Origin of the sequence: Mesorhizobium sp. LCM 4577 (genome assembly GCF_001854795.2) — a bacterium.
Lineage (GTDB): Bacteria > Pseudomonadota > Alphaproteobacteria > Rhizobiales > Rhizobiaceae > Mesorhizobium > Mesorhizobium plurifarium.
The window spans coordinates 69,665-92,653 of record NZ_MDDU01000011.1 but is presented as its reverse complement, the minus strand read 5'-3'; the positions used below and the strand labels follow the sequence as shown (position 1 = coordinate 92,653).

Genomic DNA, 22,989 nt, shown 5'->3' with positions numbered 1-22,989 from the left:
GAAATGTGCGCATGTCGGTCATCCGTGTTTATCCTGTAGCGAATTTTTCACGGTTTTCGAAGCGCGGGTGAAAACCCGGGAAGGTTTGTCTTCCTCTGCGGCAAAACCGCTCGGCTCGCTTCGTTCCCGGCAGGCTACTGGGGAAACCGGCCTCCGGCCGGCCATTCTGAACACGGGCGCATCGATGAACAGCAAGCGGTCCTATCTCGATACACTCAATGCCGGCAGGCAGCGCCGGCCGCACGCTTCGCTCGAAGAACTGAACCGCTCGCTCGAAACGCTGGAGCAGCGGCTGGACCGGACGCGCGCCGACATGCCCGATCGCCCCGACCTGCGGCGGCCGCCGGTCGAGCCGCGCTATCCAAGCACGCAGCCTTACGGCCAGCCGCGCTGGTACGAAGACACCTACTCCGCGCAAAGACCTCTGGACCGGCCGCCGCAAAACCCGGCAGCGCAGTATCCCGGCGCGCAGAACCAGCGGCCGCAGACGCGCGCGCCGCAAAATCCGGCGCCCGGCGCCGCGCCCGCCTTCGAGCAGAACTATCAGGCGATCGCGCGTGACATCGACCGGGTGCGCGGCCAGGAAGACAGCGTCGCCATGGTCGGCAAGATCGCCGTCGAGCTGCGCGGGCTGCGCGAGGAACTGCGCCATCAGATGACCGCCGGCCTGCAGCGCGAATTCGAGGCGTTCCGCCAGGACATCGACCGCGCCATGCAGGCCAACAGCCAGCGCGGCGCGAACGGCACGCCCGACAAGAGCAGCGCCGAGCTCGGCCTCGAATTCGAGCGGCTCTCGGGAGCTATCCGGTCGCTTGCCGAAAAGAGCGACGACCGCAGCGTCAACCTGCTGCGCCTGGAGCTGGAACAGGTGAAGGGCGCGCTGGACACGCTGGCGCGCGAGGAAAGCGTGCAGAAGGTCGACCGCCGCTGGGACGATTTCGACCGCCGCTGGAGCGCTTTCGAGGACCGCGTCGACGCCGACCAGCGCAAGCGCGCGGAAGGTCCCAGTCTTTCGGTGCTGACCGACCGGCTTGAACAGATCAGCAACGCCGTCAACAACCTGCCGGAATCGCTTTCGCTGCGTTCGCTGGAGGAAAAGGTGCGCACGCTTGCCGGCGCGGTCGACCGTTTCGCCGGCCAGCAGACCGCGCGCGGCGGCGAAACGCTCGCCATGATCGACGAGCGGCTGGACGAGATTTCCCGAGCCATCGTCGCCTCGACGGTGGCCGCGCAGGCCAATGCCTTCGATCCCGAAACCTTCGGCCGGATCGAGAAGCGCATGGCCTCCCTGGCGGTGCAGATCGAAGAGGTCGCGCAGTCGCGGCCGGGAGCGGAAGTCCTCGACCACCTCAACCTCCTCACCAGCCGCGTGGACCAGCTGGCCGGTCGCGCAGACCTGCCGGAACAGGCCATGGAGCGGCTGGGCAAGCAGATCGCTTCGATCACGGAGAAGATGGACCGCGCGCCGGCGATGCCCGACGCCGACCAGATCTTCCAGGGCCTGGAGCAGCGCTTCGATGCGCTCTCCGTGCTGCTCGAGCGCCRCCAGGGCGATGCGATCGAACAGGGCAATATGCTGTTTCGCGATCTCGAGCGGCGGCTGGACGAAGTCGCGAATCGGCTCGACCAGCGCATGCGCCAGGACGAGAGCGCCGGCATCATGGAAGCGATCGACGCCCGCTTCACCGCTTTGGCCAAGCGCATCGAGACGCGCACGCCCGATCCCGCCAACGAGATGGCGATCCGTGGGCTGGAAAGCCGGCTCGAGGACATTTCCAGCCGGCTGGAATCGTCCGCGCAGCAGGTCGCGGGCATCGATCCGGCGCTGATCCGGAGCCTCGAAGCGCAGGTCGCCGGCCTGTCCGCGCATCTTTCCAGGCCCGGCACGCCGCTGCCCGAATTCGAAGACATCAGCCCGCGCCTCAGCGAGATCGAGAGGTCACTGGCCGGTACGCGCGATTCCATACTGAGCGTGGCGCGCGAGGCTGCCGAGAGCGCCGTGAAATCGCTTGCCGAGTCGACGTCCAGCACGGCGCAGACCAATGCGACGGCGGTGGCCGGCCTCGCCCAGGACTTGAAGACGCTGGAAGCGCTCACCCGTCGCTCCGACGAGCGCAACTCGCGGACATTCGAGGCGATCCACGACACGCTGCTCAAGATCGTCGACCGGCTCGGCTCGCTCGAATCGGGCGAGACCAGCGAAGCGGTCAGCGAGCTGGTCGATCCGCAACCGACCAGCAAGCGCGGCCGCGGCGGCAAGATCGCGGTGCAGGACGCGCCCTCGATGGATATCGACCAGCCGCAGCCGCTTACGAGAGACATGGCCAGCCTTGAAGGCCGCGCCGCGGCCATCATGCGCGATGAGCCAAGCGCGCCACGCACGCCGGCGGAGGCCGCCGCAGCGGCGGCCATGGCGGCGCTCGGACCGGATGCGATCGGCGGCAAGAGCGAGGCGGCCGGCCGCAGGAAATCCATGTTCAGCGGCCTGGCGCGCGCCTTCAAGGGTAAGAAGGAGGCTGACACGCAGCCGCTTGCCGGCGCTGCGCCGGTCGCCGACGTGCCGAGCGTCGACATAGACGAACCGCTCGACCCCAGGGCCGCCAACCGGCCCTTGGAACCCGGTTCCGGCGCGCCGGACCTCAACGCCATCATGAAGCGCGTGCGCGACGAGCGCGGCGGCCAACCGGTCAGGCGCAACGAGAGCGATGCCGCGAAGTCCGATTTCATCGCCGCGGCCCGCCGGGCGGCCCAGGCGGCCGCAGCCGAGGCTGACACGCTGAAGCGGCAATCGACCATGACCGGCCCGGTCAAGGCGCTGAGGATCGGCGACCTGCTCAAGGCGCGGCGCAAGCCGATCCTCATGGCGGCCGCCGCGATCATGATGGCGCTGGCAGGCCTGCAGCTGGGCAAGGCCTTCCTGGCCGACCCCGTCGAGACGGCCAACAACCAGCCCGCGCCGGTCGTCTCCCCGCAGGCGGTCGATACGGCTTCGCTCAGCGCCGCGGCCGCGCCGCAAGCCGACACGCAGAAGTCCGACGCACCGAAGATTGATGCCGCGACGGCACAGGCCGAAAGCGCGCCTGCCCGTCCTGTCAGGCAGGCGGAGCCCGTCCAAGACACGGCACCAGCCGCCTCCGTGCCCGCAAGTCCCGAAAGTGCTGCTGCCATGCCGGCCGAACCGGCACCCGCGCCGGTGGCACTTGCAACGCCCGCCGCGCCGGCGCCGGTGGCTTCCGGGGCGCCATCCGAACCCGCCACCGGGACGGATACGGATGGCGACACGCAGCCGGTGGGCAAGGAGCCTGTGGCGGCCAGTCCGGCAGCCGAACGCGCCGCGGCCAGCGGGCCGGCCGCCACCTCCGCCGACACGACAGGCGCCGTGCCGCCCGCGGCAAGCCAGACGGCGGCGGCCAAATTCGACATTCCTTCGGAAATCGGTCCGGTGGCGCTGCGCGACGCGGCCGCCGGCGGCGACGCCAAGGCGCTATTCGAGATCGGCTCGCGCTATGCGGAATCGCGCGGCGTCAAAGAAGACATGAAGGCGGCCGCGAAATGGTATGAGCAGTCTGCCGAGCTCGGCTTCGCGCCGGCCGAGTACCGCATCGGCAATTTCTACGAAAAGGGCATCGGCGTCGCGCGCGACATCAAGAAGGCCAAGACCTACTACCAGCTCGCCGCCGAGCAGGGAAACGCCAGCGCCATGCACAATCTGGCGGTGCTGTTCGCCATGGCGGCGGACGGCGTGACCGACAATGAATCGGCCACGCACTGGTTCCAGGAGGCCGCCGACCTCGGTGTCAAGGACAGCCAGTTCAACCTCGGCATCCTGGCCGCCAAGGGCGTCGGCATGAAGCAGAACCTGGAGGAATCCTACAAGTGGTTCGCGCTCGTCGCCAAGACCGGCGACAAGGACGCCGCCGCCAAGCGCGACGAGATCGCCAACGCATTGCGCCCCGAGCAGCTCGAGCGGGCGCGCGCCGCCACGGAATTGTGGAAGGCCAAGCCGCTCAACGCGGCCGCCAACTCGGCCGACGTTCCGGAATCCTGGCAGGACAGCGCACCGCAGACCACCGCCGGTATCGACATGAAGAAGGCGGTGAAGAACATCCAGCTGATCCTCAACAAGAACGGCTATGACGCCGGCGGCGCCGACGGCGTGATGGGCGGCAAGACCAAGAACGCCATCATGGCCTTCCAGACTGACAACAAGATGAAGCCGACCGGCGAGGTCGACGCACCGCTCGTCAAGGCGCTGCTGGCCAAGAAATAACGGCGGGCGCGTCGCATACGCGACGCCCTGCCACACATTTGCCTGTTAACTGATTGAGATGGTTTTTGTTTCGGCGCGGCGGGGTTTTGACCCGCCGCCGCGCCGGCGCAAGAAAAAATTGGCTTTTCGGTGCTTTAGTGTCCGGGGACGGCATTATGCGCCGACAGACAAACTGATCGAGACAGACGGGTGGGCATCTATCTCCCGATCGCGGAAATTTCCGTCAACGTCTTCGTGCTGCTGGCGATGGGCGCGGCGGTGGGCTTCCTGTCGGGCATGTTCGGGGTCGGCGGCGGCTTCCTGATCACGCCGCTCCTGATCTTCTACAACATCCCGCCGGCGATCGCGGTGGCCACCGGCGCCAACCAGGTCATCGCCTCCTCCTTCTCCGGCGCGCTGTCGCACTTCAAGCGCGGCACGCTCGACTTCAAGCTGGGCGGCGTGCTGCTGGCCGGCGGCATCGTCGGCTCGACGGCCGGCATCTACGTCTTCGCGCTGTTGCGCCGGCTCGGCCAGCTCGATCTCTTCATCTCGCTGCTCTATGTCGCCCTGCTTGGCACCGTCGGCGGGCTGATGCTGGTGGAAAGCGTCAACGCGTTGCGCGCCAGCCGCAGCGGCGCAGCGCCCGTGCTCAAGAAATCCGGACAGCACAACTGGATCCACCGGCTGCCGTTCAAGATGCGCTTCCGCGCCTCGAAACTGTTCGTCAGCGTCATCCCGGTGCTCGGGCTGGGTGCGGCGATTGGCTTCCTGTCATCGATCATGGGCGTCGGCGGCGGCTTTATCATGGTGCCGGCGCTGATCTATCTGCTCAAGGTGCCGACCAATGTCGTTATCGGCACCTCGCTGTTCCAGATCATCTTCACCTCGGCCTACACCACGCTGGTACATGCCACGACCAACCAGACGGTCGACGTGATCCTGGCCTTCCTGCTGATGGCGGGCGGCGTCGCCGGCGCGCAGTATGGCGCCAAGGCCGGCCAGCGGCTGCGCGGCGAGCAATTGCGCGCGCTCCTGGCGATGCTGGTGCTGGCCGTCGCCATCCGCCTCGCCGTCGATCTTTTCGTGACGCCGCCCAATCTCTATTCGCTGTCCGCCGCGGGCCTCAACTGATGGCGGGACCCAGAGCATTTGCAGCCGCCGTCCCGTTGTCGATGCTCCTTGCCCTTTCCCCGGCAACTGCGCAGACGCCGCCCGCCGAAAGCATCCAGATCGGCCTGTCGACCGACGCCATTTCGATCACGGCGGGCTTCTCCGGCGCCGATCTCACCATTTTCGGATCGCTGGAAAACCCAGATCCGCTGATCGCTCGCCAGGGGCGCTACGACGTCGTCGTCGTGCTCGAAGGGCCGCCGCGTCCGGTCGTGGTCCGGCGCAAGGACCGCGTGCTCGGCGTCTGGGTCAACCTGGACTCGGAGACGTTCGAAAACGTGCCGGTCTCCTATTCCGTCGCGACGACGCGGCCGCTGCAGGACATCGCCGAGCCCGCCAAATACAAGCAGCTCTCGCTCGGCGCGCAGAACCTCTACATGAAGCCCGCCGACGAGACCGACAGCCCGGCAACCATCGAGGAATTCACCGCGGCGCTGCGCGACCGCAAGGCGGCGACAGGCCTCTACAGCGAGAATGTCGGCGGCGTGCAATTCCTGTCGCAGAACCTGTTTCGCGCCACCGTGCGGCTCGCGCCCAACGTGCCGGTCGGCACCCATAAGGCGCGCGCGTTCCTGTTCAAGAGCGGCATGTTCGTCAAGGAAAGCTCGGCGCAGCTCGAAATCCGCAAGTCCGGCTTCGAGCAGTCGGTCTTCCGCGTCGCGCATGACTATTCCTTCCTCTACGGCGTGTTCGCCATATCGCTCGCCATGCTGACCGGCTGGCTGGGACGGCTCATCTTCCGCAAGGATTGATGTTTCGGGGAAATGGAAGAACCCATTTCCCGTGAAAAGAGGGTTTCCCTTTTCCCGGTTTTGCGATACATCGCCGCCTCCCAGCCCTAGGGATAAGCAACACATTCAATTTCGATAGAGCGGTCCGGCCTTCCGGTTGACGGCGCGCGATGCGTCGGCTTGCCGCTATGAAACAACGACAGGAGGCTGCGATGCGATCGGCATTCGGCGGCATCGATTTCGGCACGTCCAATTCCACCGTGGGCGTGATCCGCGACGGCCGGGCGCGGCTGGTGGCGCTGGAAGGCGAGCAACCCACCCTGCCGAGCGCCGTGTTCTTCAATTTCGAGGATGGCTATACCTATTTCGGCCGCCGCGCGATCAGCGACTATACAGACAGTATCGAAGGGCGGCTGATGCGCTCCCTGAAGAGCGTGCTCGGCAGCACGCTCGCCAACGAAAAGACCCGCATCAAGGCGCGCCAGATCGGCTTCATCGACATCGTCGGCATGTTCGTCGGCCATTTGAAGAAGCGGCTGGAGGAAGACACCGGCGGTCCGGTCGAGAACGTGGTGCTCGGCCGGCCCGTGCAGTTCGTCGACGACGATGCGGCCGCCGATGCGAAGGCGCAGGGCGAATTGGAAAAGGCGGCCCGCGCGCAAGGCTTCAAGCACATCGCCTTCCAGTTCGAGCCGATCGCGGCGGCGCTCGACTACGAGCAGAAGGTCACCCGCGAGGAGCTGGCGCTGATCATAGACATGGGCGGCGGCACATCCGACTTCTCGATCGTGCGGGTCTCGCCTGAGCGCGCGCGCTCAAGCGACCGCAAGGCCGACATCCTCGCCAATCGCGGCGTCCATATCGGCGGCACCGATTTCGACCGGCTGCTCAGCATCGCCCATGTCATGCCCGAGCTCGGCTATCTGACACGGACCAAGGACCACAAGCGCAACCTGCCCGCGGCCTATTTCATCGACTTGGCGACCTGGCAGCGCATCAATCTCGTCTACACCGCCAAGGCGATGAACGACCTGCGGCAGATCCGCTACGAGGCCGAACGCGCCGACCTCGTCGACCGCTTCATCCATGTCGTCGAGCACCGCTACGGCCATGCGATGGCCGGCCTGGTCGAAAGGGCCAAGATCGCGCTGACCGATCAGTCCTCGGCCGAGGTGAAGGTGTCGCTGCCCGGCGCGCGCTTCGCGGCCGAGATCACGCGCGCAGGCCTCGAGGAAACCATTGCGAGCGACATCGAACGCGTGACTGCCACGGTCAAGCAGACCATCGCCGACGCCGGCGTCGATGCCTCCGCCATCACTGCCGTGTTCCTCACCGGCGGCTCGACCGCGATCCCGCTGGCGAAGCGGCGTATCCTATCGCTGGTACCGCAAGCTTCCGTCATCGAAGGCGACATGTTCGGCTCGGTCGGCCTTGGGCTGGCGCTCGACGCGCAGCGCAAATACGCCTGACTATTCCACGCTTGCTGGCGCGTCCGCCTTTCCACCGAGATGCGCCTTCAGCGCCATCTGGGCGAGGCTCGCCTGGCGGTCGCGATGCGTGATCATGGCGAAGTCGCGTTTCGGCAAGTCGACCGGCACGGCCCTGAGGCTGCCCTCCGCCAGGGAGCGGGCAACGACGAGTTCCGAGATGATCGTCGCCCCCGCGCCGGCCTCGACCGCCTGGCGCACGGCCTCRTTGCTGGGCAGGACGAGGAATATCTGCAGCTCCGCCGGCGGGACCCCTTGGCTGAGCGCGAAATCCTCCAGCGCCTCGCGCGTGCCCGACCCGCCTTCCCTGATGATCCAGCGCAACGCCCTGATGTCGAGATTACCCGCCCGCGTCATTGGAATTTCGGGATGGGCGCGCGCCACCACCAGCATCGGGCGATCCTCGTCGACCGTGGCGCGGCGCAGGATGTCGGACTCGGTGCGGCCCTCGACCAGTCCGAAATCGGCGCGGCCGTCGAGCACATTGGTCTCCACCTGCCTGGTGTTGCCGATCGTCACGCTCAGCTTCACGGCGGGATAGGCTTCGTGGAAGGACGCCAGGCGACGCGGCAGCCAGTAGCTGGCGATGGTCTGGCTGGCCGCGATCGACAGGCTGCCGGCGACGGTCTGCGATACATCCTCCAGCACGCCGCGGGCAGCAGCGGCGCGATCCAGGACCGCCTTCGCCTCAGGCAGGAAGCGGTGACCGGTCTGAGCCAGTTCGATGTTGCGGCCGACCCGGTTGAACAGGCGCACGCCGTGCTGGCTTTCGAGCGCGCGGATCGCGGCCGACGCCGCCGACTGCGAGATGCCGAGCCGCTCCGCGGCCTTGGTCATATGGCCGTGCTCGGCGACGGCGACGAAGATGCGCAACTGATCGAGAGTCATGGCCAACTAAGAAGCAGAATCGATCGGAATTACAAGAGCTGCTTGTTAGACGCATCAATTGCTTTGTTCTAAGTTTTCACCTGAAGTTGGAAAAAATTGGTCGTCAGAGGCCAAGAGTGGGAAATGACAGGGCGCTTCAAATCCCTATTCGCGCATTGGAGCCGCCGGCTGAAGCGGCAGCTCGCCGGTGAGCGTTATCATCCCGAGCTTCACTATATGCGTGGCCCTGGTCCGAAGAAAAAAGCCAAACTGGCGGGCGGCAAGAGCGTTCGCGGATCATGAGCAATGCCGCGCCGCGCGGCGCCAATTCCGCACCTTCGCAGCGGCCGCTGGCCGACAGCCGGGCGCCGGACGAAGGCGACGGGGTCGAGACCTCGCCAAGCGTCTCCGACCGCACCGCCAAGACCACCTGCTACATGTGCGCCTGCCGCTGCGGCATCGACGTTCATATCAAGGACGGCAAGGTCCGCTACATCAACGGCAACAAGGATCATCCGGTGAACCGCGGCGTGATCTGCGGCAAGGGCAGCTCCGGCATCATGCAGCACTACAGCCCGGCGCGGCTGAGGAAGCCGCTGCTGAGGACAGGGCCGCGCGGCTCGGGCGAATTCCGCGAGATCGAGTGGGAAGAAGCGCTGACCATCGCCACCGAACGGCTGTCGGCGATCCGCCGCGCCGATCCGAAAAAGCTCGCCTTCTTCACCGGACGCGACCAGTCGCAATCGCTGACCGGCTGGTGGGCGTCGAAATTCGGCACGCCCAATTTCGCCGCGCATGGCGGCTTCTGCTCCGTCAACATGGCGGCCGGCGGGCTCTACACGATCGGCGGCTCGTTCTGGGAGTTCGGCGAACCCGACTGGGACAACACCCGATATTTCATGCTGTTCGGCGTCGCCGAGGACCACGATTCCAACCCGATCAAGATCGGCCTCGGCAAGCTCAAGGCGCGCGGCGCCAAGGTGGTTTCGATCAACCCCTGCCGCACGGGCTACAATGCCATCGCCGACGACTGGATCGGCATCAGGCCGGGCACCGACGGACTGTTTGTGCTGGCGCTGGTCCATGAATTGCTCAAGGCCGGCCGCATCGATCTGGATTACCTGCTGCGCTACACCAATGCGCCGGTGCTGGTCGTGCAAGAGCACGGGTCCGCCGATGACGGACTGTTCGTGCGCGATAGCGACGGCAATCCGCTTGCCTGGGACAGGGTGGCGAAGCAGCCGGTCAACGCAGCCGACCCGGAAGCAAAGCCGGCGCTGACCGGCAGCTACGAGGTCGCCGGACGGCGCTGCGTGCCTGTCTTCCAGCTCATCGCCGAGCGCTATCTCGACAAGACGTACTCGCCGGACGCCGTGGCGGAGCGCTGCGGCGTCAGCGCCGACACGATCCGGCGGATCGCGGCGGAACTGGCGCATGTCGCCTTCGAACAGACGATCGAGCTGCCGGTTGCCTGGACCGACTGGACTGGCCGGCGGCACGAGACGATCAAGGGCCGGCCCGTCTCGATGCATGCCATGCGTGGCATCTCGGCCCATTCCAACGGCTTTCACACCTGCCGCGCCATCCATCTGCTCCAGGTGCTGCTCGGCACAGTCGATGTGCCCGGCGGCTTCCGCTTCAAGCCGCCTTATCCGCGCCCGGCACCGCCGGGGCCGAAGCCATGCGGAAAAAACGCCCAGCCGATGACGCCGCTGGACGGCATGCCGCTCGGCTTCGTCTGCGGACCGGATGACCTTCTCGTCGACGAGGCCGGCCGGCCCACCCGCATCGACAAGGCCTATTCCTGGGAAGCGCCTTTGGCCGCGCATGGGCTGATGCACACGGTGATCCGCAACGCCTGGGCCGGCGATCCTTATCCGATCGACACGCTGATGATGTACATGTCGAACATGGCGTGGAACTCGTCGATGAACACGGTCGAGACGATTGCCATGCTGACCGACAAGGACGAGGCCGGCGCCTACAAGATCCCGTTCATCATCTATTCCGACGCCTATTATTCCGAGACGGTGGCTTTCGCCGATCTGGTGCTGCCGGACACCACCTATCTCGAACGGCACGACTGCATCAGCCTGCTCGACCGGCCGATCAGCCACGCCGACGGGGCCGCCGACGCCATCCGCCATCCGGTGGTGCAGCCGGACCGCGACGTGCGGCCTTTCCAGTCGGTGCTGATCGATCTCGGCGCGCGGCTCCGCCTGCCCGGCTTCGTCGACGAGGACGGCTCGGCGAAATACCGCGACTATGCCGACTACATCGTCAATCACGAGCGCACGCCCGGCATCGGCCCTTTGGCCGGCTGGCGCGGCAAGAATGGCGGCGCGATCGGCAGGGGCGACGTCAACCCCGACCAGTTGCAGCGCTACATCGACAATGGCGGCTTCTGGCACCACGATTTTTCCGACGACCAGCGCTATTACAAAATGGGCAACCGCGCCTATCTCGATTTCGCCGTCGAGATGGGTTTCATCGCCAAGGCCGAACCGATTGTCTTCCAGCTCTATTCGGAGCCGATCCAACGTTTTAGATTGGCCGCGCGCGGCCATGGAAAAGTGCAGCCGCCGGAGGCCGAGCGCGGCCGTATCGAAGCCTATATGGACCCGCTGCCCTTCTGGTACGCGCCCTTCGAGGACAGCGCCGTCGACCTCGAAAAATATCCGCTGCATGCGCTGACGCAGCGGCCGATGCACATGTACCATTCCTGGGGATCGCAGAATGCCTGGCTGCGGCAGATCACCAGCCAGAACCGGCTGTTCGTGCATGCGGACACCGCCGCCAACCTTGGCCTTGCCGACGACGACTGGGTATGGATCGAAAGCGTAAACGGAAGGGTGAAGGGTCAGATCAAGCTGATCGACGGCGTGAACCCGGACACGGTGTGGACCTGGAACGCGATCGGCAAGCGGCGCGGCAGCTGGGGCCTGAAGGACGATGCGGCGGAGAGCAATCGCGGCTTCCTGCTCAACCACATCATCGGCGACCAGACTGCAGCCGACGCCAGCGGCAAGCGCTATTCGAATTCGGACCCGGTCACAGGACAGGCGGCATGGTTCGATGTGCGTGTGCGGATCGCAAAATGCGCGCCTGACGAAGCCGGCTTCACCGAGCCGCAATTCGAGCGCTTCCGCCAGCCRCCACATTTCGAACCTGCGCCCGAAGTGCTTCGCTTCGGCGCGGAATTCCGCATGAAGAGGGAAGCCGCCGAATGACCTGCCTTCCCGCCCGGACCGAGAAGAAGCTCGGCCTCGTCATCGACCTCGACACCTGCGTCGGCTGCCAGGCCTGCGTCACGGCCTGCAAGGAGTGGAACACCGGCGGCCATATGGCGCCGCTGACCGACATCGCTCCCTATGGCGGGCATGTCGACGGCGTCTGGTTCAACCGGGTGCACAGCTACGAGCACACGACCGAGATGGGCGGCCGCACGGTGAACTTCCCGCGCTCCTGCCTGCATTGCGAGCAGCCGGCCTGCGTCACTGTCTGCCCGACCGGCGCCTCCTACAAGCGCGTCTCGGACGGCATCGTGCTGGTCGATGAAGACAAATGCATCGGCTGCAAATTGTGCAGCTGGGCCTGCCCCTATGGCGCGCGCGAGTTCGACACGGATGTCGGCGTGATGAAGAAATGCACGCTCTGCGTCGACCGCATCTACAACGACAATCTTGCCGAGGAGGACCGCGTGCCGGCCTGCGTCGCCGCCTGCCCGACCAGCGCCCGGCATTTCGGCGATCTCGGCGATCCGGCCTCCGCGATCTCGCAGCTTGTCGAGGAGCGTGGCGGCGTCGCGCTGATGCCGGAGCTCGGCTACAAGCCGACCAATCGGTACCTGCCGCCGCGCGCCCGCAGCCAACGCGCGGCGAAGGTCGACGCGCCGGCGCTGGAGCCGATCAAGGCCGAGGGCGGCTTCCTCGGCTGGATCGACCGCATGCTTTCGAATTAGCTGATCATGCATCCCGCTTTCTCGGTCGTCTTCTTCACCACCGCCACCGGCGCCGGCTACGGCCTGCTGGCGCTGCTCGGCCTGCTTGGCGGGCTTGGAGTAATCCCCGCCGATTTCTGGCTTGGCCTTGCCGGCATGGCGCTGGCGCTCGGCCTGATCGTCGCTGGCCTCTTGTCCTCCACGGGCCATCTGGGCCGGCCCGAGCGTGCATGGCGCGCCTTCTCGCAATGGCGCAGCTCCTGGCTGTCGCGCGAAGGCGTGGCGTCGGTCGCGACCTTCATTCCGGCCGCGCTGTTCGGCATCGGTTGGGTGTTTCTCGGCGAGAGCGGCGGCTGGGTGGCGGCCGCGGGCCTGCTGGCGGCGGCAGGCGCGGTGACGACCGTCTGCACGACAGGCATGATCTACGCTTCGCTAAAGCCGATCGCCCAATGGCACAGCCGCTACACTTTGCCGGCTTATCTCATTTTTGCGACGATGACCGGAGGCGTTCTCGCCAACGCTCTGCTCCAGGTGTTCAAGCTCGGTTCAACGGCGATGCTAGCCTGGGCTCTGCTTGCCACGCTCGCCGGCTGGGCCTGGAAGCTGGCGACATGGCGCCACAACGACCGGCTGGAGATTCCGACAACCGCCAACACCGCGACGGGCCTTGCCGGCGGCACGGTGCGGTCGATCGAATGGCCGCACACGGAAGAAAACTATCTGCTGAAGGAAATGGGCTTCCGCATCGCGCGCAAGCACAGCGCGAAGCTGCGGCGGATCACGCAGGCGCTGGCTTTCGCCGCGCCAGCCATCCTGCTGGCGACCGTGTACTTCCTGCCATGGCCGATAGGCGCAATCGCATCGGTGCTTGCAGCGATCGCGCAACTCGCCGGCATGCTGGTCGAGCGCTGGCTTTTCTTCGCCGAGGCGAAGCACACGGTCACGCTCTACTATGGACGATAAAGGACCTCAGCCCGGCCGCAGCATTGAGCCGGAGATCGCAAAAATGCGTTCGGCGCCGAGCATATAGGCAACAAGCGTCTCCAGCCGGAACAGGCCGGCATAGGCGCGGTCGAGCACGTTGAGCGAGCCGGTATAAGCGCCGAAGGCCGGCATGATCATGCGGCCGCCGTCGCCGGCGAAGCAACGGCGCCTGACCGAGCGGCCGCGCTGGACAATGCGGGCACAAGGATGGAGATGGCCGGCGATCTCGCCCTCGACGCGAACCTTCGACGGTTCATGGCGAAAGAGCAGCGAGCCGATGGCAAGTTCCCGCACCGTCTCGCCGGGCAGATCGGCGGGCGCATCGGGATCGTGGTTGCCGGCGACCCAGAACCAGTCGCGGCCGGCCATCATCGCTTCAAGCTGTTCGCGGAAACTCCGGTGCATGCGTTCAGCACCGCCGCCGTCATGGAAGGAATCGCCCAGGCTGACCACGATGCGCGGCTGATAATCGGCGATCACTGCCTGCAGCCGCAGCAGAGTAGCGCCGGTATCGTAGGGTGGGATCAGCGCGCCGCGCCGGGCGAAAGACGAGCCTTTCTCGAGATGCAGGTCGGAGACCGCAAGCAGCCGAAGATCGGGGAAATAGAGGACGCCGCGGCGATCGCAGACAGCGCGCTCGCCGGCAATGCCGACAAGGTCGGCCTCGGCGATCAGCGTTGCGCGCGACAGCGAAAAATTCATCCCCCTCAACTCTCTTTCAGCCCGTCATCTCGGGCCCCATGGCCTCCTCGACGAGGGTGGCGGCATCCATCAGCAGCGTCTCGTCCGCCTCGCCATTGACCGGCATCTTGCCGATTTCGAGCATGATGGGCACGGCCAGCGGCGAAATCTGTTCGAGATTCTTATGCATGATTCGGCCGCGGATGCGCGAGAGCATCTCGGCAAGTCTGCTGACATCGAGCAACCCGGTTGCGGCATCCGTACGGGTGGCCTGCAGCAGAATGTGGTCGGGTTCATGGCTGCGCAGCACGTCATAGATCAGGTCGGTCGAAACGGTCACCTGCCGGCCGCTTTTCTCCTTGCCGGGGTGGCGTTTTTCGATCAGTCCGGAAATGAGCGCGCAGTTGCGGAAGGTGCGCTTCAAGAGCCAGCTGTCGGCGAACCACGCTTCGAGATCGTCGCCCAGCATGTCCTGATCGAACAGCGTGGCCAGCGACGGTTTCGTGTTCTTGAACATCCAGCCCATGTCTGCCAGCGACCAGATGGCCAGCGCATAGTCTGTGGCCACGAATCCGACCGGCTTGGCTCCCGCCCGATCCAGCCGCCGGGTAAGCAGCATGCCGAGCGTCTGATGCGCAAGCCTGCCCTCGAACGGATATGCCACCATGTAATACCGGTTGCCGCGCGGAAAGGTTTCGATCAACAGGTCGTCGCGTTTCGGTAGGACCGACTTGTCCGCCTGAAACCGCAACCAGTCAGCGACCTGCTCGGGCAGTTTCTTCCAACGTTGCGGATCGTCGAGCATCGCCCGCACCTGCTCGGCGAGGTAGGTCGAAAGCGGGAATTTGCCACCGCCATAATAGGGCACCTTGGCATCGCTGCCGGGCGCGTTCGAGACGAAACACTCATTCTCGCGGATGCCTTCGAAGCGCAGGATCTTGCCGGCGAACATGAAAGTGTCGCCATGGGTCAAAGTCTCCAGGAATGCTTCCTCGATCTTCCCCAGCACCCTGCCGCCGCGCGAGGCTGCCCCTCTGCTGCCGGCCTGAACATAACGCACATTGAGCGCCGGCACCTCGATGATGGTGCCGACATTGAGCCTGTATTGCTGGGCGACGGCTGGATTTGAAACCCGCCACAAGCCTTCCTTGGTCTGCCGGATGCGGGCGTAGCGTTCGTAATTTCTCAGCGCGTAACCGCCGGTGGCGACGAAGTCGATGACCCGGTCGAATGTCGGCCTGTCCAGGCTGGCGTAGGGGGCGGCCGTTCTTACTTCATCGAACAACGCATCGGGATGGAACGGCGCCCCACAGGCGCAACCCAGCACGTGCTGGGCCAAGACGTCCAGACCGCCATTGACCAATGGTGGCGTATCCTGCGCGCCGAGATAGTTGGCGTCGAGCGCGGCGCGGCATTCCAGCACCTCGAAGCGGTTGGCAGGGATCAGGATCGCCTTCGACGGCTCATCCATGCGGTGGTTAGCGCGGCCAATGCGCTGCGCCAGACGGCTGGCTCCCTTCGGTGCGCCGACATGCACGACCAGATCGACATCGCCCCAGTCGATGCCGAGGTCCAATGTCGAGGTTGCGACGATGGCGCGCAACGCGTTTTCGCCCATTGCCTTCTCGACGCGGCGGCGCTGGGCGACGTCCAGCGATCCGTGATGAAGCGCGATCGGCAGCGTGTCTTCATTGACGCGCCATAGTTCCTGGAACAGCAGCTCGGCCTGGCTGCGCGTGTTGACGAAAAGCAGCGTGGTCTTATGCCGCTTGATCTCGCGGTAGATTTCAGGCGTGGCGTAGCGGGCGGAGTGACCGGCCCAGGGCACCCGCTCTTCCGAGTCGAGGATCGATATCTCGGGCTTCGCGCCGCCTGCGACGACGATGAGCTCGGACATGTCGCCCGGAGAAGCCTGACTGACCAGCCAGCGCCGCAGTTCGTCCGGCTCGGCGACCGTCGCCGACAGGCCGATGGTCTGGAGATCGGGGACAATGCTGCGCAAACGCGCCAGGCCGAGCGCCAGCAGATGCCCGCGCTTGGAGGTGACCAGCGAATGCAGCTCATCGAGCACGACATAGCGCAGATCCTCGAAGAAGCGCTTGGCGTCGTTCGAGGCGATCAGCAGCGCGAGCTGCTCGGGCGTGGTGAGCAGGATGTCGGGCGGCGCCAGCTTCTGCCGCTGACGCTTGTGCGACGGCGTGTCGCCAGTGCGTGTCTCGATGGTGAGGGGCAGGCCGATCTCCTCGACCGGCTTGCCGAGATTGCGCTCGATGTCGACGGCCAACGCCTTGAGCGGCGAGATATAGAGCGTGTGGATGCCGCGATGCGCTTGACCCGGTTTTCGCTTGGGACGGTTGGCGAGCTCGGTCAGCGACGGCAGGAAGCCGGCCAGCGTCTTGCCGGCGCCGGTCGGCGCGATCAGCAGCACCGATTGGCCGCTTTGAGCCTTCGCCAGCAGGTCCAATTGATGGGCGCGTGGAGACCAGCCCTTTTCGCCGAACCATTTGACGAATGGCTCAGGCAGCAGGACGGCGGCATTCCGTTCGGCAAGGCGCGGCTGCTCGGTCACGCGCAACAGGTAGCGCGGCGGCGCGAAATCGCCAAGGAAAATCAGAACAAAAGGGGATCGTTTTTCCCTTCTCCCCTTGTGGGAGAAGGTGGATCGGCGCGCAGCGCCGAGACGGATGAGGGGTGTTCCAGCTTGGCGCCAAGCTACCCCTCACCCGGATTGCCATCCGATTTGTGAAGAACAAATCGGGACAATCCGACCTCTCCCACAAGGGGAGAGGTAAAGGGCGTTACGGCCTCCTGAACCCCGTCGGGCCGCCATAGAGGTAGCCGATGCGGTCGACCGCCTCTTTCAGCCCCTCGCGCGAGACCAGCATGGTGTGGCCGTTGGCGTGGATCATATTCTTCTCGTCGGTCATAACAGCGACATGACCCTTCCAGAAGACGAGGTCGCCGCGCCGAAGTCCTGAATAGTCCGCACCCGGCTCGAACGGCGTGCCGATCGATGCCGCCTGCATGTCGGAATCGCGCAGCACATCCTTGCCGGTCATGCGCATCGCAAGCTGCACCAGACCGGAGCAGTCGATGCCGAAGCCGGAAACGCCACCCCACAGATAGGGCGTGCCGAGGAAACTTTCGGCGACCGTGACGTAATCGTCCGCCAACTCGACGATCGGCCGCAAATGGCGGGCGATGACCGCCTGGCCGGATGGCAGAAGCGCGTAATGCGTGCCGCGCGTTTCGGCCGAACCGGTTACCGTGACGGTCGAGCCCATCGACAGCTGTCCGTCGATCGGAAAGCGCAGATCGGGGCCCGGATAGAGGAAGGTACGCGGTACCGAAACGATGTGCGTGGGCGCATGGTCGCGCTGGCCAAGAAGATTGTCCGCCACATAGCCGACATAGCCGTCGCGCTCGGCCTGCACCCAGGCCCAACCTTCGGCTTCCTCGAAGACAAGCACGTCGTCGCCGAACAGCGCCTGCGTGTTGACGCCCGCATCGGGGCGCGGCGCCTTGCGCAGGTCGGCGACCGGCGTCGTGATACGCGCCGGACGGCCGGTGACGAAGCGGTCGGCGGCGACCTCGCCCTTCAGCCTCGCATCGGCAAGGTCGGAGCGGAAGGCATGAAGGCGGGCATCCCTGGCTGTCAAATCGATAATCCAGTCGAATTTCTGTTGGAGCATGATCTTATCCGAAAACCGGTTCCCACTTTTCGGGATCATGCTCTAGATGGGCAGGTCATGCGCCCTGGCGACGATACCATCGCCGAAGCGCTCGACAAAGAGCGCGCCTTCCACCGTGCGCCGGATCAGCACGTTGCGCTTGTCGAGCTCGTCGCGATGGCGCGAGACCAGCTTCAGCGCGCCCATCGTGTCCAGCGCCCGGGTGATGACCGGCTTGGTGACGTTGAGCTTTGCCGCAAGCCTGCGCACCGTGTGCGGCGGCGGATCGAGATAGATGGTGAACAGGATCGCCGTCTGGCGCATCGTGAGATCGGGCTCGCCGTCGCGCACCTGGGCGAGCATCACCTGCTGCCACAGTCGCAAGGCCTGGCTCGGGCGCATCGAGATCGACATGCGCAAAGCATGCCGGCAAATTGTTTCGGTTCCGTTTCAGTGACGGCGTTTCGCCGCTACGCTCCAAAACGCCCGGCGATGACTTGCTCCAGCGCGCGAATGCCTTGCGCCTCGCCGCCGGTCAGGCCGTAGGGGCGGTCGGTCGGGTTCCAGGCGAAGATGTCGAAATGCGCCCAGCTGTGGGTCTTCTCGACGAAGCGCTTGAGGAAAAGCGCCGCGGTGATCGATCCGGCAAAGCCGTCCGCGGTCACATTGTTGATGTCGGCGATCTTCGAGGAAAGCTTTGCGTCATAGGGACGCCACAACGGCATGCGCCAGAGTGGATCCTCGACCGAAACGGATGCCGCGGCAAGATCGGCCGCAAGCGCCTCGTCGGCGGTGTAGAAAGGCGGCAGATCCGGYCCCAATGCGACGCGCGCGGCGCCGGTCAGCGTCGCCATGTCGACCAGCAAGGCCGGCTGCTCCTCGTCGGCCAGCGCCAGCGCGTCGGCGAGAACCAGCCGCCCTTCCGCATCCGTGTTGCCGATCTCGACCGTGATGCCCTTGCGGCTCCTCAGCACATCGCCCGGCCGGAAGGCATTGCCGGCGATCGAATTCTCGACGGCGGGGATCAACACGCGCAGCCGGACATTCAATTTGGCCGCCATTATCATGGAGGCGAGACCCAGCACGTTGGCGGCGCCTCCCATATCCTTCTTCATCAAAAGCATGCCCGACGACGGCTTGATGTCGAGGCCGCCGGTGTCGAAGCAGACGCCCTTGCCGACCAGCGTCACCTTCGGCGCATCGCCCGGTCCCCAGGTCATGTCGATCAGTCGCGGCGCGCCGGTCGAGGCCCGGCCGACCGCGTGGATCATCGGGAAATTCCGCGCCAGGAGATCGTCGCCATGGATTACGGAGATATCGGCGCCATGGGCGGCCGCGAGGTTCCGGACGGCTTCTTCCAGTTCGAGCGGCCCCAGGTCGCTGGTCGGCGTGTTGACGAGGTCGCGTGTCAGGAACACGCTGTCGGCGACGCGGCGAACATGCGTGGCGTCTGCGCCTTCCGGAAGCGCAAAGCGCAAGGCCCTGCCAGGCTTCTTGCCGTAGCGTGTGAAGACATAGCCCCCGAGGACCAGCGCGAGCGCGGCGAGATCGGGCTGCGCGGGGGCCGACGCGAAATGCCAGTCGCCCTCCGGCAACGCCCTTGCGAGCGCGCCTAGGGCAAGCGTGCTTTCGCCGTCGCCTATGCCGAACAGCGCGCCGGCAAGGCTGCCGCCCTCGCCCGGCAGGACCAGCACGCGCCCCGCATCGCCGGAAAAACCATTGGCCCTTGCCCAGGCGGCGGCCGGCGGCGGCAGCGCCGCGGCATCAAGGGCATCCCTTGCCACCAAATAGACAGGCAAGGCGGTTTCCGGCTTCTGCTCGACGAGTTCGACAGGCATGTGATGATCTCCGGCCGAACAGCTTGAGTCGGCGCTTCTTAACGGTCCGTTAGGGTTAACAGAATATTTCTGCGGGAGGGAAGACGGCCAACCAATGGCCGCACAGGAATGGAGACCGGGCGCCGATGCCGACCGAAGCGTTCAACCTTTCAGCCAACCGTATGATCACCGCGGTCTTCACGGCGGCGCTGGCGGCCAGCGTTGCGGGCTGTGGTAGCACCAGCAAGTTCACCACCGGCTCCATCTCGCGTTCCGACAGCAAGCCGCTGGAAACGATGTCGGCAGACGACTTGCACACCGCAACGTCCAGGCTCGGCCAATCCTACGCCCACAATCCGAACGACAAGCGCCTGGCGATAAATTTCGCGGCGGCGCTGCAGATGGACGGCGATGCCGACCAGTCGCTGGCCGTGATGCGCAAGCTGGCGATCGCCTATCCGAAGGATCGAGACGTGCTTGCCGCCTATGGCAAGGCGCTTGCCGCCAACGGCCAGTTCGAGCCCGCCCTCGACGCCGTGCGCCGCGCGCAGACGCCCGAATATCCGGACTGGAAGCTGGTGTCGGCGGAAGCCGCCATTCTCGACCAGATGGGGCAGAAGGACGAAGCGCGGCAAGACTATCGCAAGGCGCTGGAACTGAAGCCGAACGAGCCTTCGGTGCTCTCCAATCTCGGCATGTCCTATGTGCTCGAAGGCGACCTGCGCACGGCCGAGACCTATATGCGCTCGGCCGCGCAGCAGCCCGGCGCCGACAGCCGGGTGCGGCAGAACCTCGCGCTGGTCGTCGGGTTGCAGGGCCGCTTCGACGAGGCCGAGAAGATCGCCTCGCAGGAACTGTCGCCCGAGCAGGCGCAGGCCAACATCGCCTATCTGCGGCAAATGCTTGCCCAGCAGAACGCCTGGAGCCAGTTGAAGGATCAGGACAAGGACAAGGCGAAAGTCGCCACGAACTGAACGCGGCGGGCGCTGCCAAGCATCGACCCCCGCTGAAATCAAAAAGCCGCGCGGACCCCGCGGCTTTTTGAAGGGGACGGCTCTATCCCTTTGTTTTTACGCAATTCCAGACGGAACGCTGCGGCGAAGTCGCCGAGCCTAAAGCGCGTCGCGATCTTCAGATTCGCTCCATGCGCTTTAGGTTTTTGATTTTGCGCATGTCTTTATCCCAAAACCGGGTCCCACTTTCGGGTGACATGCTTTAACCGCCCGATACTTTTCCTGGAATTGCTACTGGCTCGAGGAACTGTGCTGGTCGCCGAAGATGCCGCGCTGGCTGACCTGGATGCCGGCCGGACCCAGAATGATGGCGAACAGAACCGGCAGGAAGAACAGGATCATGGGCACGGTGAGCTTCGGCGGAAGCGCCGCGGCTTTCTTTTCGGCAGCGTTCATGCGCATGTCGCGGCTTTCCGAGGCGAGCACGCGCAGCGCGTGCGCCACCGGCGTGCCGTAGCGTTCGGCCTGGACCAGGGCCTGCGACACCGACTTGACCGATTCCAGGCCGGTACGGCTTGCCAGGTTTTCATAGGCGATCTTGCGATCCTGCAGATAGGACAGCTCGGCATTGGTGAGCACGAATTCCTCGGCAAGCGCCACCGACTGCGCGCCGACTTCATCGGCAACCCTGCGCAAGGCCGCTTCCACCGACATGCCGGATTCCACGCAGATCAGCATCAGGTCGAGCGCGTCCGGCCATGCCAACTGGATCGACTGCTTACGCTTGGTCGCGCGGTTGTTGACGTAGAGGATCGGCGCGTAGAAGCCGCCATAGGCGACAACGACACAGACGAACAGCTTGATGGAGGCCGGCTGCTGCGGCAGGCCGCCGAGCACGAACAGATAGACGGCCGCCAAGGCAAAGCCGACGAATGGCAGGACGAGGCGGAAGAACAGGAAGCGCGTCAGCGGGTTCTGGCCGCGAAAGCCGGCGACCTTGAGCTTCTGGACGGTGTTTTCGTCGGCAAGGGCGCGCCTGAGATCCAGGCGGTCGACGATGTTGCGCATGCCGATGGACTGCTCCTCGCGCAGCCCCTTGCGACGGCGGTCGGCCTCATTGGCCAGCCGCGCACGCTGTTCGGCACGCAATTTGTCGCGCTCGATCGCCACGGTCTTCATGCGCGACTTGAGCGACGTGCCGCCGAACGCCGGCATGAGCGTGAAGACGGTCGCAAAAACGGCAATGCCGACCAGCATCGCGATCAGGAAAGAAGGGTCGGTGAGTGTTTTTACGACCTGCTCTGTCACGGGATCCGTGCCCCTACACTTCGAAGTTCATCATCTTGCGCATCACCAGGATGCCGATCGACATCCACACACCCGAGCAGCCGAGGATCAGGTTGCCGACATTGGTGGTGAACAGCGGCATGATGTAGTTCGGGCTCGACAGATAGACGAGGAAGGCAACGACAAAGGGCAAGGCGCCGATGATGACGGCGGATGCCTTGGCTTCCATCGAAAGCGCCTGGACCTTGGCCTTCATCTTCTTGCGGTCGCGCAGGACGCGCGAAAGGTTACCCAGCGCCTCGGACAGGTTGCCGCCGGCCTGCGACTGGATCTGGATGACGATGCCGAAGAAGCCGGCCTCGCTGCATGGCATGGTCTCGGACATGCGCATGGCGGCGTCGGGCACCGACATGCCCATCTGCTGGGAATCGACGATGCGGCGGAACTCGGACCGGACCGGTTCGGGCGATTCGTTGGCGATCAGGCGGATCGCATCGTTGAGCGGCAGGCCGGACTTGACCGCGCGCACGATGATGTCGAGCGCGTTCGGGAACTCTTCCAGGAAGGCCTTGACGCGGCGTGTACGGCGAAAGGAGACAAACCAGCGCGGCAGGCCGAGGCCGCCCACCAGCAGCGCTCCGGGCAGAGCCCACAAAGGCGCGCCGGCGAAAAAGAGAAAGCCTGTCAGCACGATGCCGCAGACGGCCGAATACATGTAGAAGCGCTCGATCGGAACCTGCATGCCGGCCTGACGGATCTGAACCTTCAGCGGCGGCTTCCTGACGTTTTGGTCGTTGGTCTTCTGCTTCTCGTCGAGCTGCCTGAGGGAGTCCTGGAGGTTTTTGCGCCGCTTGACCGCTTCCGCGGCGCGGTCGCGCGTGGCTTTCACCACAGACCGGTCGGTTTCGGCGGTCTTGATGGTCTGAAGCCGCTTGCCGGCCTGCTTCTCGTTATCGATGCGCGTGAACAGGAAAGCGTAGGCCACCGCGCCGGCGCTGAAGCCGGCGAGCACGATGAAAGCCAGTACGGTGGTGTCAATTCCAAACATCGACCGGGGCCCCTACACCTCCAGATGCGTTAGAGCGGGATGCGCTGAATAGATGTCGGCACCCCGCGCTATCTGTTTGTTTCAGCCGCATTTCTGCGACG

17 protein-coding genes are annotated in these 22,989 nt (G+C 65.2%); 9 read left to right on the top strand and 8 right to left on the bottom strand.

The window, feature by feature from the left end; all coding sequences use genetic code 11:
• The first annotated feature begins 184 nt into the window (after window positions 1–184).
• The 4 genes from LCM4577_RS14245 to LCM4577_RS14230 all read left to right on the top strand — a co-directional run bounded on the left by LCM4577_RS14245 (window position 185) and on the right by LCM4577_RS14230 (window position 7,622).
• A complete protein-coding gene (locus LCM4577_RS14245) occupies window positions 185–4,270 on the top strand; it encodes a peptidoglycan-binding protein (protein WP_071071830.1) in 4,086 nt (1,361 codons plus the stop codon).
• Window positions 4,271–4,459: 189 nt separating this feature from the next.
• Window positions 4,460–5,383 carry a sulfite exporter TauE/SafE family protein gene (locus tag LCM4577_RS14240; protein WP_040985887.1) on the top strand — a complete coding sequence of 308 codons (924 nt, stop codon included), beginning with the start codon at window positions 4,460–4,462 and terminating at the stop codon, window positions 5,381–5,383.
• The gene (locus LCM4577_RS14235) at window positions 5,383–6,174 is read left to right on the top strand and encodes a TIGR02186 family protein (protein ID WP_071071827.1); all 792 of its coding nucleotides are present in this window, start codon (window positions 5,383–5,385) and stop codon (window positions 6,172–6,174) included. The genes LCM4577_RS14240 and LCM4577_RS14235 overlap by 1 nt, the downstream gene beginning before the upstream one ends.
• Before the next feature lie 191 nt (window positions 6,175–6,365).
• Window positions 6,366–7,622, top strand: a complete 1,257-nt coding sequence (locus LCM4577_RS14230) for an Hsp70 family protein (protein ID WP_071071825.1) — start codon at window positions 6,366–6,368, stop codon at window positions 7,620–7,622.
• On the opposite strand, the gene LCM4577_RS14225 is transcribed toward LCM4577_RS14230, so the two are convergent.
• Window positions 7,623–8,528, bottom strand: coding sequence for a LysR substrate-binding domain-containing protein (locus tag LCM4577_RS14225; protein WP_071071823.1), 906 nt, complete (start codon window positions 8,526–8,528; stop codon window positions 7,623–7,625). It abuts the gene before it with no gap.
• 123 nt (window positions 8,529–8,651) lie between these two features.
• On the opposite strand from LCM4577_RS14225, the gene LCM4577_RS14220 reads away from it, so the two are divergent.
• From LCM4577_RS14220 to LCM4577_RS14205, 4 genes are read left to right on the top strand one after another with little or no spacing between them, the layout of a single operon-like run.
• Complete coding sequence (locus LCM4577_RS14220; protein WP_198540263.1) at window positions 8,652–8,810, top strand: hypothetical protein; 159 nt, start codon at window positions 8,652–8,654, stop codon at window positions 8,808–8,810.
• The gene (locus tag LCM4577_RS14215) at window positions 8,807–11,737 is read left to right on the top strand and encodes a molybdopterin oxidoreductase family protein (protein WP_071071821.1); all 2,931 of its coding nucleotides are present in this window, start codon (window positions 8,807–8,809) and stop codon (window positions 11,735–11,737) included. The genes LCM4577_RS14220 and LCM4577_RS14215 overlap by 4 nt, the downstream gene beginning before the upstream one ends.
• On the top strand, window positions 11,734–12,468 hold the full coding sequence (locus LCM4577_RS14210; protein ID WP_071033385.1) for a 4Fe-4S dicluster domain-containing protein: 735 nt from the start codon (window positions 11,734–11,736) through the stop codon (window positions 12,466–12,468). Before LCM4577_RS14215 ends, LCM4577_RS14210 begins: the two co-directional genes overlap by 4 nt.
• Window positions 12,469–12,474: 6 nt before the next feature.
• On the top strand, window positions 12,475–13,410 hold the full coding sequence (locus LCM4577_RS14205; RefSeq protein ID WP_071033387.1) for a DmsC/YnfH family molybdoenzyme membrane anchor subunit: 936 nt from the start codon (window positions 12,475–12,477) through the stop codon (window positions 13,408–13,410).
• Between the two features lie 6 nt (window positions 13,411–13,416).
• On the opposite strand, the gene pdeM is transcribed toward LCM4577_RS14205, so the two are convergent.
• From pdeM to LCM4577_RS14180, 5 genes are all read right to left on the bottom strand, one after another.
• Window positions 13,417–14,133 carry a ligase-associated DNA damage response endonuclease PdeM gene (pdeM, locus tag LCM4577_RS14200; RefSeq protein ID WP_071071819.1) on the bottom strand — a complete coding sequence of 239 codons (717 nt, stop codon included), beginning with the start codon at window positions 14,131–14,133 and terminating at the stop codon, window positions 13,417–13,419.
• Between the two features lie 16 nt (window positions 14,134–14,149).
• The gene (locus LCM4577_RS14195) at window positions 14,150–16,681 is read right to left on the bottom strand and encodes a ligase-associated DNA damage response DEXH box helicase (protein ID WP_071071894.1); all 2,532 of its coding nucleotides are present in this window, start codon (window positions 16,679–16,681) and stop codon (window positions 14,150–14,152) included.
• A gap of 229 nt (window positions 16,682–16,910) precedes the next feature.
• Window positions 16,911–17,771: an NlpC/P60 family protein gene (locus tag LCM4577_RS14190; RefSeq protein WP_071071892.1), complete on the bottom strand. Its 861-nt coding sequence runs from the start codon at window positions 17,769–17,771 to the stop codon at window positions 16,911–16,913.
• A gap of 75 nt (window positions 17,772–17,846) precedes the next feature.
• A complete protein-coding gene (locus LCM4577_RS14185) occupies window positions 17,847–18,197 on the bottom strand; it encodes a MarR family winged helix-turn-helix transcriptional regulator (protein ID WP_071071818.1) in 351 nt (116 codons plus the stop codon).
• Between the two features lie 56 nt (window positions 18,198–18,253).
• A complete protein-coding gene (locus LCM4577_RS14180; RefSeq protein WP_116390057.1) occupies window positions 18,254–19,621 on the bottom strand; it encodes a M17 family metallopeptidase in 1,368 nt (455 codons plus the stop codon).
• A 125-nt stretch (window positions 19,622–19,746) separates the two neighbouring features.
• Between LCM4577_RS14180 and LCM4577_RS14175 the strand changes: the two genes are divergently transcribed.
• Entirely contained in the window at window positions 19,747–20,574 is an 828-nt protein-coding gene (locus LCM4577_RS14175) for a tetratricopeptide repeat protein (RefSeq protein WP_071071816.1), read from the top strand.
• A gap of 270 nt (window positions 20,575–20,844) precedes the next feature.
• Here the strand turns inward: LCM4577_RS14175 and LCM4577_RS14170 are convergent, their stop codons facing one another.
• Together LCM4577_RS14170 and LCM4577_RS14165 are read right to left on the bottom strand one after the other, a co-directional pair.
• On the bottom strand, window positions 20,845–21,861 hold the full coding sequence (locus LCM4577_RS14170) for a type II secretion system F family protein (protein ID WP_040985899.1): 1,017 nt from the start codon (window positions 21,859–21,861) through the stop codon (window positions 20,845–20,847).
• Between the two features lie 13 nt (window positions 21,862–21,874).
• Window positions 21,875–22,888: a type II secretion system F family protein gene (locus tag LCM4577_RS14165; protein ID WP_071033399.1), complete on the bottom strand. Its 1,014-nt coding sequence runs from the start codon at window positions 22,886–22,888 to the stop codon at window positions 21,875–21,877.
• Window positions 22,889–22,989 lie beyond the last annotated feature (101 nt).